Annotated in this window: 6 protein-coding genes; 5 read left to right on the top strand and 1 reads right to left on the bottom strand. The window is 33.0% G+C overall.

Going from position 1 to position 12495, the window contains the following annotated elements; all coding sequences use genetic code 11:
• Nucleotides 1-6 precede the first annotated feature (6 nt).
• Nucleotides 7-1293, top strand: a complete 1287-nt coding sequence (locus ACQY44_RS09990) for a UDP-N-acetylmuramoyl-tripeptide--D-alanyl-D-alanine ligase (protein WP_428230216.1) — start codon at nt 7-9, stop codon at nt 1291-1293.
• A gap of 38 nt (nt 1294-1331) precedes the next feature.
• On the opposite strand, the gene ACQY44_RS09985 is transcribed toward ACQY44_RS09990, so the two are convergent.
• On the bottom strand, nt 1332-4211 hold the full coding sequence (locus tag ACQY44_RS09985; RefSeq protein WP_428230215.1) for a triple tyrosine motif-containing protein: 2880 nt from the start codon (nt 4209-4211) through the stop codon (nt 1332-1334).
• 343 nt (nt 4212-4554) lie between these two features.
• Here ACQY44_RS09985 and ACQY44_RS09980 point away from each other — a divergent pair, with 343 nt between their 5' ends.
• The 4 genes from ACQY44_RS09980 (at nt 4555) to ACQY44_RS09965 (ending at nt 12474) form a co-directional block, all read left to right on the top strand.
• Nucleotides 4555-7710, top strand: coding sequence for a SusC/RagA family TonB-linked outer membrane protein (locus tag ACQY44_RS09980; protein ID WP_428230214.1), 3156 nt, complete (start codon nt 4555-4557; stop codon nt 7708-7710).
• Between the two features lie 18 nt (nt 7711-7728).
• Nucleotides 7729-9282, top strand: a complete 1554-nt coding sequence (locus tag ACQY44_RS09975) for a RagB/SusD family nutrient uptake outer membrane protein (RefSeq protein ID WP_428230213.1) — start codon at nt 7729-7731, stop codon at nt 9280-9282.
• Nucleotides 9283-9481: 199 nt separating this feature from the next.
• Nucleotides 9482-10939 (top strand): glycoside hydrolase family 30 protein, encoded by a 1458-nt coding sequence (locus tag ACQY44_RS09970; protein ID WP_428230212.1) that lies wholly within the window; start codon nt 9482-9484, stop codon nt 10937-10939.
• A gap of 71 nt (nt 10940-11010) precedes the next feature.
• Nucleotides 11011-12474, top strand: coding sequence for a glycoside hydrolase family 30 protein (locus ACQY44_RS09965; RefSeq protein ID WP_428230211.1), 1464 nt, complete (start codon nt 11011-11013; stop codon nt 12472-12474).
• Nucleotides 12475-12495: the final 21 nt, after the last annotated feature.

Genomic DNA, 12495 nt, shown 5'->3' with positions numbered 1-12495 from the left:
TTTTAAATGAATATTCAGGACATTCATAATTTGTTTTTGCAATGTAAATCAGTTTCAATCGATACAAGAAAAATTGAAAAGGATTCTATGTTTTTTGCCATAAAAGGCGAAAATTTTGATGCTAATACTTTCGCTGCTACGGCACTGGAATTGGGAGCTTTATTTGTTATAATTGATAACGCATCTTATGTCATTGATGAAAGAACTATACTTGTTGAAAATAGTTTAGAAACCTTGCAGGAACTCGCGAAATTTCATCGTTCTTATTTGAAATTGCCTATAATAGCCCTTACAGGAAGTAACGGTAAAACAACCACTAAAGAGCTTATTAATGTAGTTATTGCTAAGAAATACAAAGCTAAAGCGACAGTTGGTAATTTAAACAATCATATTGGAGTTCCTTTGACTTTGTTGTCTTTTACAAAAGAAACACAAATTGGTATCGTTGAAATGGGAGCAAATCATAAGAAAGAAATTGAGTTTTTATGTGAAATTGCCCAACCGGATTACGGTTATATAACCAATTTTGGTAAAGCCCATTTAGAAGGTTTTGGCGGTGTTGAAGGTGTTATCGAAGGTAAAAGTGAGATGTATAAATATCTGGCTAAAAACGATAAGCTGACTTTTGTAAATTTGGAAGATCCTATCCAGGTTGAAAAATCTGCAGGAATTAAATCTTTTACTTTTGGACTAAATAATAAGGCGGTAGATCTAAATATCAATGATATTAAAGCAAATCCATTTGTTGTTATAACGTATGATGATTTCAGCATAGAATCGCATTTGATAGGTCTTTATAATGCGAATAATATCAATGCGGCAGTAGCGATGGGGTATTATTTTGAGGTTGATGCAAACGACATCAAAGATGCTATTGAAAACTACATACCGGAGAATAACAGATCGCAATTGTTAAGAATTGGTTCTAATCAGATTATACTGGATGCTTACAATGCAAATCCGAGTAGTATGGCGGTTGCAATTGCTAATTTTTTACAATTGGAAAGCCATAACAAAATAATGATTTTAGGTGATATGTTTGAATTGGGGGATGAAAGTCTGCAAGAGCATAAATTAATTGTTGATTCTTTGTCAGATCAGAACAAGTCTGTTTGTTATTTGATCGGAAAATCATTTTACGAAAATAAGATTGAAAGAGATACTATTCAGTTCTTTGAGACGTTCGATTCTTTTGTAACGTATGTTCAAACAATTAGTTTTGCTGAAAATACAATTCTGATAAAAGGTTCCAGAGGAATGGCGCTTGAACGCACTTTAGAATATATTAAATAATAGAAAAGCCATTCGCTGTAACGAATGGCTTTTATGTTTTAAATGCTCATTAAGAAACCAATTAGGTTTTCTTTTTTATTTAAACCCAGTTTTTTTCGTAATCGATAACGTGCTAATTCAACACCTCCCGTAGATATATTCATAATTTCGGCTATTTCTTTTGTAGACATATTCATTAATAAATAAGTAGACAGATCGAGTTCGCGGGGTGAAATTGTGGGATATTTTTCTTTTAATCTTTTCAAAAATTCAAAATGTACATTTTTGATGTGTTTTTCCAGATCTTTCCAGCTTTTATCTGTATTGACTTCTTTTACAATGCTTTTGTGTAATTTGTTAAATTCAAATTTTGTAGAGTCGTCCAGAATATTGGTGTCAATATCTTTTAACTTGTAAATGATTCCATTTAATATTTTGTTTTTCTTTACTACTTGTAAAGAGTTGTTTACTAATTCTTTGTCTTTCGCCAGAATTTTTATTTGTAGTTTGTCACTTTTCAGTTTTTCAATTTCTTTTTCAAGCTCATGCTGTTCATGTCTGATTTTTGATTCTTTTTCAAGGTAGAGCCTTCTCTGTTCAATCGTTTCGTAGTATCTGTTTCTTCTGATTTTTAATTTAATTCGGTTAGAAATAATGTATACAGCAGTAAGCAGGAAAATAAAATATATAAGGTATGCTAAAAAGTGTCTGTACCAGGGAGGGGAAACTGTAAATGTAATTTCCGAGATGTCAGATTCTATTCCATAACTGTTTTTTGCTTTCAGTTTCATTATATAAGTACCTTCTCGCAGGTTTGTATATTCTTTTATCGAAAGAGAGGACCAGCTGCGCCAATTCTCCTCAAAAGGTTCTAATTTATAAGAGTAAGTTACGTTTTCCTGGTTTTCGTAAGTAGGTGATGAAAATGTAAATTTCACATGATTCGAGCTGTAAGGAACTGTATAAGCCTGATGATTGTTAGAAATGTTACCTGTTAAGATAGTGTCTCCGGGGAAAGAAAAACTTTCTATGAATACTTTAGGTTTTGTTATAAAGGTATTCGGAATCTTAGAGTCGTAATGAGTCAATCCATCTGTTAATCCTATAAAGATGTTTTTCGGATCTATAGCGTTAACGGAGATGTAGTTATTTACTAAATTACCCGATAAATTAGAGAAAGGAGCCTGTTTCTTCGTGAAAGTTCCATTTGGATTCTTTGAAAGTACACCCAGAGATTCATTGAATGCATACCATAAGTTTCCTTGTGAATCCTCGATTAATGTATTTATAGGTGGCGTTCCATTAAAGAGAGCGGTTATTTTCTTGTCTTCAAAAAATGTTTCCTGTTCCTTAGAAAACCTGTAAAAATGATTTTTTGTTTGAAAATAAACCTTGTTGTTTATATTTTGCAGGCTTCCTATTCCAGTATAGGTTGAAGAAATCTTTTTATGTTTTTTGATATAATCAAACTTTTTCAAATCTCCGGATAATTTCATTTGGTACAAATAAGAATCTTTCTTAAGCCATAAATAATTTTCGTCTAACTCGATAGAAAAAGTATTTGTTGTTTCTTCAAATCCTTCTACCTGATGTGAATATTCAAATCCGGCAGCTGATTTTTTAAAAATACTAAATCCATTATAACTTTCTCCTATAATGTAATTTTCCTGATTGGGTATTTTCTTGAATCCAAAATACCCTCTTGTGTCCAATTTTTGAGATACTTTATTATGATCAATAACAAGGGCTCCGCTATTGCTGGCGCAAAGAAGAGTATTATCTATAACCTGGATATTCCATGCCTGCGAAATAGTTCCTTCTACTCTTGTAAATGGACTGTCTTTAAAAGGATTGGTCCAGGAATGATAAAATAACCCTTGATTTGTAGCAACATACAGGTTTTCGTTAAAAACGGCTGAAGCATAAACGGTTCCTATATTATAACTGTAGTCAAAATAGGAGAAGGGCGAGTTTTCATTGATAAAAGTTATTCCGTTGTCAAGGCCTAGCCAGATATTGTTTTTGTTGTCAATAAAAGATGTTAATATCGTGTTGTTTTGAAGACCTTTTTGACGGTTTAGATGTTGAATTATTTTGCCGTTGAGATCACAAATAATAACTCCGTCTAAGACTGAATTCAGAACAATAAACTTACCTTTTATTATAGATCCACCAAGTGATGTGTTCTTCTTGATAAAAGTATTTGCTTCCGTTTCCCAAGGTTTTACAGATCTCCCGTCAGATATAAATAAACCCTTTTCTAAGGTAGCAAATAACATTTTATTGTTTGGTAGGGGAAATACAGACCAAATTTCTTTGTCATTAAATACAGTTGTTCCTTGTATCTGGTTTAGTATTTTGTTTTTGTATTCCAGAATTCCCAGTGATTTATCCTGAAAGTAAAGGTGGTTATTTACTAAAAAGGAAAATTGAAATTTTGAGGGGGCATTTATAAATCGTAGCTTATTATTTTTCAGGAAAAAGACTTTTGTAAAAGATTGGAAAATTACTTCGCCATTGAATATATGTATTCTCCATATTAAGTTTATGTTTTGCTTATCTTTTTCATCTACCAGATCAGAAAGTGAATGATATTTTAAATTACCCTTAGCATCATTTTGAAAATACCCAAATTCATTGTTCCCTCCCACAAAAATTTTCCCCGAAGAATCGATTTTTAAACTTCTAATTTCGTTTTGGGTTGGCAATGAATATTTATGCCAGCTAGAGCCATCAAATTGTATGAGACCATTATTATTGGCGAAGTACATATTACCTTTTTTATCCTGGTCGATACTCCAATTTTGGGTGCCCCCCCTATAATCTGCTCTTTTGAAATTCTGAATATCCGGCAATCCTATATCCTTAACTTGAGCCGAAATAGATATTTGTAAGAAAATAAATATGATTGATAATGAAAATGTATTTATGAATTTCATAAAATTTATAATGTATTTTTATTAGAAATGTTTTATAAAGTGATTTAATTTTTAATCAATTATTTATAATGATATATTTTAGTATGATTATTTTGAATAATTGATTAAAATATAATAATATTATAAATGTAGTGTTTATTTTTTTACTTAACATTTTTATAACAATATATTATTTTTTGTAAAACATTGTTATTTAATATTTTAAAAATAATTTGATGTGTTTTTGTAAAGTATTAAAATAAGGTTTGATGTGTTTTTGTAATGAATTTTTATTGTAAATAGTAAAAATTTAACTTTATTATTGCATCAAATTACTAATTAATTAACCAAAATTTTTAGAAAAATGAAATTAACAAAATTACTTATTTTTTGTATTTCGTCTCTATTGTTTTCAGTTATCGCAATGGCTCAAGATGTTACGGTAAACGGAACTATTAATGATGAAAGTGGATTACCCGTCCCTGGGGCAACAATTTTAATTAAGGGAACAAGTAAAGCGACAGCTTCTGACTTTGATGGAAAATTTCAAATTACTGTTCCTTCAAACGGAACTTTATCTATTAGTTTTGTTGGATACTTAACTGTTCAGGAAGCAGTAAACGGAAGAACAAAACTTGAAATTAAATTACGCCCTGAATCACAATCATTAAATGAGGTTGTAGTAGTAGGATATGGAACACAAAAGAAAAGTGTTGTAACAGGTTCTATCTCAAGTGTAAAAGCGAAGGATTTAGAGAATCTTCCGGTTACAAGAATTGAGCAATCATTACAAGGTAGAGTTTCGGGGGTTTCTATTGCTGCAAATGCGGGACAACCAGGATCAGCTTCTACAATCCGTATTCGTGGTTTTACTACTTTGAATAATAATGATCCTTTATGGGTAGTTGATGGAGTTATCGTAGATAATGGTGGGATTGGATATTTAAATCAATCCGATATTGAGTCTATTGAGGTATTAAAAGATGGTGCTTCGGGAGCAATATACGGTTCTCGTGCTGCTGCCGGGGTTATTTTGGTTACGACTAAAAAAGGTAAAGCCGGTAAGATATCTGTTAGTTATACTGGTTATGCCGGAATCTCTCAAGCGGCTAAAAAACTTGATTTGTTAGATTCTTCTCAATATGTAACTATTATGAATGAAGCTTTCAAAAATGGTGGTGGAGTTGGTGAAAAATTTGCAACAAAAGATGCTAACGGTAATCCAATAAATTACGGACAAGGTACTAACTGGCAAGATGCTATTTTTAATAATCACGCACAACGATCTTCTCATGAATTTAGTTTAAACGGTGGTAATGATGTTTCAACATTTTATATGTCTTTCGGTTTATTAGACCAGGAAGGTATTGTTACGACTGATATTTCTGACTATAACAGAAAAAACTTCCGATTAAACTCAACGCACAAATTAGGCAAGTATATTAAAGTGGGGCAAACTTTTGGTTACTCACACGAAAAAACGATTGGTATTGGTAATACAAATAACGAGTTTGGTGGCCCGTTATCTTCTGCAATCAATTTAGATCCACTAACACCAGTTGTTGAAACTGATCCTACTAAAACAGGCCCGGGATCTATTTATGCCAGCAATCCTAATGCAATTAGAGATGCTAACGGAAATTACTATGGAATTTCGACTAATGTAACTCAGGAGGAAACAAATCCATTGGCTTATACGCAAACCCAATTAGGGAATAATAATTTCGCAGACAATTTTGTTGGAAATATTTATTTAGAAGCTGAACTTTTACCGGGTTTAAAATTTAAATCTGCTTTTGGTGGTAAAATGGCCTATTTTGGTTCAGATACTTTTACTCCTGTGTACTACTTAAATGGAGCTACAAAAAGAGATAAAAATTCATTATTCAGATCTTATCAAAAATCGCTAAGCTGGAACTGGGAAAATACTTTGAATTATACCAAAAAAATTGGAGATCATAGTTTTAGTGTTTTAATCGGTAAAGGTACTTATGTTGATAATATTACTTCTGGTAATGATATAACATACAATGGAGTTCCTGCAACGACTCATGCTGAAGCTTCATTTAATGTTGATGTTCCAATTGCTGATAAAATTGCTAATGCATATAATTCTCTAGCATATGAGCATAGAATTGAATCTTTATTTGGTAGATTAAACTACGATTACAAAGAAAAATACATCTTTACAGGAATTATTCGTAGAGACGGTTCTACCAGATTTGGTGAAAATCATAAATACGGAACTTTCCCTTCAGCATCTTTAGGATGGGTACCTTCAAAAGAAGAATTCTGGAAAGAAAATGATATAGTAAACACTTTAAAAATTAGAGGAGGTTACGGAGTAACAGGAAATGATTCTTCTCCAGACTTTTTATTTGCTTCTACTATTGGAAACAAAAGAAACTATACCATTGGTGGAGAGCCAACTCCTGGACAAAGTCCAAATGCACTTCCTAACCCGGATTTGAAATGGGAAGAAACAAAACAAGCAAACATTGGTTTTGAAATGGGCTTATTCCATGACTTTAATTTAAGTTTCGATTTATTCAACAAAAAAACAGAGGGTATTATTATGCCAGTTCCTAATCCTGGTTATGTTGGAGCCACTGGAAGTTCTTATGCTAACTTAGCAAGTATGCAAAATAAAGGTTTTGATATTGAGTTAGGATATCGTAAAAAAATTGGTGCATTAAATCTTTCTGTAAATGGTAATTTTTCACATATAGAAAATGAAGTTACTTATCTGGCTCCTGGAACTAGCTATATTCCTGGATCAGAAAAAGTTCAGTCGACTGCTTATGAAATCAATAGAACAGAAGTAGGTCATCCTTACAACTCATTTTATGGATTTAAAACAAATGGAATTTTTCAAACGCAAGCAGATATTGATAACTACAAAAACGCTAGTGGTACTGTAATTCAGCCAGGTGCAAAACCAGGTGATTTCCGTTGGATAGATACAAATGGAGATGGAAAAATCGATGGAAATGACAGACAATTTCTTGGAAGTTCATTACCAAAATACACTTATGGTCTTACTATTAACTTAGATTATAAAGGATTTGACTTATTAGTTTTTGGTCAAGGTGCTGGTGGAAATATGATTTATCAAGGTTTAAGAAGATTAGATATTGTAAATGCAAATTATCAAACAAGTGTTTTAAACCGTTGGACGGGACCAGGTTCAACTAATAGTTATCCAAGAGTTACAACACAAGATACGAATCAAAACTTTAGTAATCCATCTGATTTTAATTTAGAAAAAGGCGATTATTTTAGATTCAAGACAATTCAGGTTGGATATTCATTTCCAAAAGAATGGATAGAAAGCATTTCATTGGAAAAGGTAAGATTGTATGTAACAGGAGAGAATATGTTTACGATCACAAAATATTCAGGTTTTGATCCGGAAATTGGAGGAACAACTACTGCAGGTAAGGACAATGTACAAGGTGTTGACAGAGGGTATTATCCTCAGGCTAAATCATACATGTTAGGAGTTAATTTGCAATTTTAATTAAAAAAATAAAATATTATGAAACTTATAAGTTTTAAACAGTCATTAATCGCCTTTGGAGTGTTACTTACACTTGGGTCGTGCGATACCGATGAAAAATTAGACGTAAAAGGTGATGGAGTAGTACTTGAAAATAATTTTTACAAAAATGAAACAGAAGCCTATTCAGGTTTAGTAGCAGCCTATGATAAAATAGGTGTATTTGCCGGAACATATCCACAAAGCCCATTATTGTTTTTAAACTCTGCATCAGATGATTTCTACGCCGGTGGGTCGACATCAGGGGATCAACCAGGTCTTCAGGTTGCATCAAACTACACTGTAACTGCTACTAATATTCCACCAGAACTTTGGAGTAATTATTATCAGGGTATTTTCAGATGTAATATCATGTTACAAAAGCTTCCAAATGTACCAATGGATGCTGCTAAGAAGGCAAGATTTACAGCTGAAGTAAAAGCATTACGAGCTTATTACTATTTTGATGCTGTTAGAATGTTCAAGAACATTCCATTGATATTAGTACCGCTAACTGCGAGTGAAGTTCCAAATGTCTTGCAAGTGGCTCCTGGATTAGTGTATGCACAAATCGAAAAAGATTTATCAGAAGCAATCAATGATTTACCAATCACATTGCCAACAAGTGAATTAGGACGTTTTACAAAAGGTGCAGCAACCGCACTTTTAGGTAAAGTTTATTTGTATGATAACAAAAAAGCTGAAGCTGTGACACAATTAGCTCTGGTTAATGGAACACCAGGAGGCACAAGTAGTTTTGGTTACAAATTGATGCCACATTTTGCAGATTTATGGAATCATGCTAACAAATTTAATAGTGAGTCTATTTTCGAAATTAGTTACTCAGATAAATCAAATGCTGACTGGGGTAATTTTAATACTGGAAATGATGAAGGAAACGTAGCGGCTCAATTGATGGGAATAAGAGATTATCACAGAACAGATGCTGGAATTGCAGCACTGTTACCTGATTATATTAATGGATGGGGTTTTTGTGTTGTTACCACACAATTGGCTACTGCCATGCAAGGTGATCCTCGTTTCGCTTCTACTATAATGAATGTTGGTGCTTTAAGAGGTAATACTAGTATTCCACTCGACAAACCTGATCCAACGAGACTTATAACGTATACAGATAGTTATCAGGAAACAGGATACCATTTTATTAAATATATGCCTGTTAATGCTGATATTAAAGCAGCAAATCCTTTCTTGAATTTTTCTATCAATACATATATCATTCGTTTGGCTGATACCTATTTGTTGGAAGCTGAAGCTCTGGGAGGAACAGGAGCAAGAGCTCAGGCACTTTTAGACGCTGTAAGAACAAGAGCAGGATTAACATCTGTTCCGGTTTCTTTGGATGCTATTCAAAATGAAAGAAGATTAGAACTTGCCGGAGAAGGCCACCGTTGGTATGATTTGGTAAGAACCGGTCAAGCTGCTGCTAAATTAGCTTTCAAAGGATTTGCTGCAGGTAAAAATGAAGCTTTTCCAATTCCTTATAGTGAATTTAATAACACTAAAATAGTTCAAAACCCGGGATACAATTAATAATCTAGAAGAATAAAATTTAGTACTTATACCTAGAAAGACTGAGAAGAAATTCTCAGTCTTTCTAAAAATGAGTGCTAAAAAATATGTTTAAGTTTAAGTTAAGTTTGGTTGCTTAAATAGCCCATGTTCACCAGGATTATGGGCTATTTTTTAAATCAATTATTTGAAAAAAGTTTTAATTATTAAAACGTATAAAATGAAAAAAAACGGCTTTATCATTACTTGTTTGTGTTTTTCTCTAGCTGTTTTTTCACAGCATAAAAATCAGAAACAGCAACAATTTACCACAAATAACAAAAAAATCACAGTGTATACCACTGCTGATCATACAAAATTAAGGTTAACCCCTACAGATAATTTATTATTTACTGCTTCAAAACAACCAGTCGAAACTGAAATTTCAGTTTTTGTGGAACCATCAAAAAGATTTCAGACATTTATGGGAATTGGAGGTGCTGTTACTGATGCAAGTGCCGAAATTTTTGCTAAACTTTCAAAAGAAAAACAAGCCGAATTTTTAAATGCTTATTATGATACCCAAAAAGGAATTGGCTACACATTATTAAGAACAACAATTCAAAGTTCCGATTTTAGTAGTGCGAGTTATTCTTATATAGAAGAAGGTGATAAGGATTTAAAAACATTTTCTATTGAACATGACAGACAATATCGCATTCCGTTAATAATGCAAGCAATAAAAACAGCAGGAGGAAAACTAGTTACCTATGCGACTCCCTGGTCACCGAATGCTTTTATGAAGAGTAATAAAAATGTGCTTAAAGGAGGAACTCTACTTCCGGAATTTTATCAGCCCTGGGCCAATTTGTATGCCAAATTTATCAAAGCTTATGAAAAAGAAGGGATTCCGATTTGGGGAACTTCAGTACAAAATGAGCCAATGGCAACACAAACCTGGGAATCTTGTTTGTACACTGCCGAAGACGAGAGAGATTTTCTGAAAAACTACCTGGGACCAACACTTAAAAAAGAAGGTTTAGAGAGAATAAAAATTATTGCCTGGGATCACAACCGTGACTTGATGGTGCAAAGAGCCAATGTGATATTCTCTGATCCTGAAGCTTCAAAATATGTTTGGGGAATTGGATTTCACTGGTATGAGACCTGGACAGGAGCTCAGCCAATGTTTGATAACGTTGCGAGAGTTTACGAAGCATATCCTGATAAAAATTTGATGTTTACAGAAGGTTGTGTAGAAAAATTTGATGCTGCGAAATATCAATTTTGGCCAAATGCCGAAAGGTACGGAACTTCAATGATCAATGATTTTAATAACGGAACAGTGGGCTGGACAGATTGGAACATTCTTCTTGACCAATATGGTGGTCCAAATCATGTGGGTAATTTTTGTTTTGCTCCAATACATGCAGACACAACAACAGGAGAATTAATCTATACGCCGTCTTATTATTATATTGGACATTTTTCAAAATTCATCCGACCAAATGCCGTTCGTGTGAGTACTGCAGTTAGCAGAAGCTATTTGCAAAGTACTTCATTTTTGAATACAGATGGCAAGATGTCAACTGTTGTCATGAATCACACAGACAATGAAATTACTTATAATCTGATAGTGGCTGCTCAAAAAACAGTAGTAAAAATACCTGCACACGCAATACAAACCTTAGTTTATTAATATTTTGTTAGTAGTTAAGGGCTATTTATTTAGCCCTTATTTTTTTAAAAAAAATAGTACCCAAAAACACAATGAAATCAACCCATAAAATTTTAATAATTCCAATATTAATTCTGCAGTTAAGTTGTTCTTCATCAAAGGCTATAGCGCAATCTAATGTTGCTAAATCCAAATCGAATTCAAAAATCAATGTTTATACTACTGCTGAAAACACTAATTTAAGATTGTCATTATCAAATGATTTAATCTCAAGTTCACAACAAACAAACTCAACCGTTTCTATTACTGTAGACGAAACAAAAACAGACCAGACTTTTCTGGGAATTGGAGGTGCAATTACAGACGCAAGTGCAGAAGTTTTTGCTAAATTATCTCCAAAAAATCAGCAAGAATTCCTCACAGCTTATTACGATAAAAATAAAGGAATTGGTTATTCTCTGGCCAGAACCAACATTCATAGTTGCGATTTTAGCAGCGAAAGTTACACCTACATTCAGGAAGGTGACAAAGATTTAAAAACCTTCAATATTGATCATGATAGAAAATATAGAATTCCATTACTGAAAAAAGCAATTGAAACAGCCGGCGGAAAATTGACCTTATTTGTAAGTCCATGGAGTCCCCCAGCTTTCATGAAAGACAATAATGATATTTTACATGGCGGCGTTTTATTGCCTGAATTTGCGCAATCCTGGGCAAATTATTATGCTAAATTTATTAAAGCTTACGAAAAAGAAGGAATTCCGGTTTGGGGACTAACCATACAAAATGAGCCAATGGCAAAACAACGATGGGAATCCTGTATCTATACTCCGGAAGCAGAAAGAGATTTTTTGAAAAATTTTCTTGGACCCACTTTAGAAAAAGAAAACCTTGGTTCGAAAAAAATAATTATTTGGGATCATAACCGCGGAGATATGTTAGAAAAAAGAGCCAATCTGGTTTTCTCTGATCCTGAAGTTTCAAAATATGCATGGGGAATTGGATTTCACTGGTATGAAACCTGGAATGGCGGAACACCAAAATTCGAATCTGTGGCAGAAGTGCATAAAGATTTTCCCAACAAAAATTTAATTTTTACAGAAGGTTGTATCGAAAAATTTGATGCAACTAAGTTTCAGTTTTGGGGAAATGCAGAACGATACGGACTTAACATGATCAATGATTTCAATAACGGTACTGTTGCCTGGACGGATTGGAATATTCTGTTAGACCAAAACGGAGGTCCAAATCATGTGGGGAATTTTTGCTTTGCACCCATTCACGCAGACACTTCAAAAGATGAATTAATCTACACGCCAATGTATTTTTATATTGGTCATCTTTCAAAATTTATCAGACCAAATGCGAAACGTATCAAAGCAACTAGCAGCGATAAAACACTGCTAAGTACTTCATTTAAAAATACAGATGGCAAAATTGTTACGATTGTAATGAATTCTTCTGATAAAGAGGTGATTTATAACCTAATAAATAAGACACAAAAAACAACGATTATTATACCAGCACATGCTATGCAAACGCTGAAATATTAGAGATTTAATTAATGAGATATT

Source organism: Flavobacterium sp., assembly GCF_965277525.1.
In the GTDB taxonomy this organism is placed as follows: Bacteria; Bacteroidota; Bacteroidia; order Flavobacteriales; family Flavobacteriaceae; genus Flavobacterium.
The sequence above is the reverse complement of the archived record's forward strand: the minus strand, read 5'-3'. Positions and strand labels throughout refer to the sequence as shown.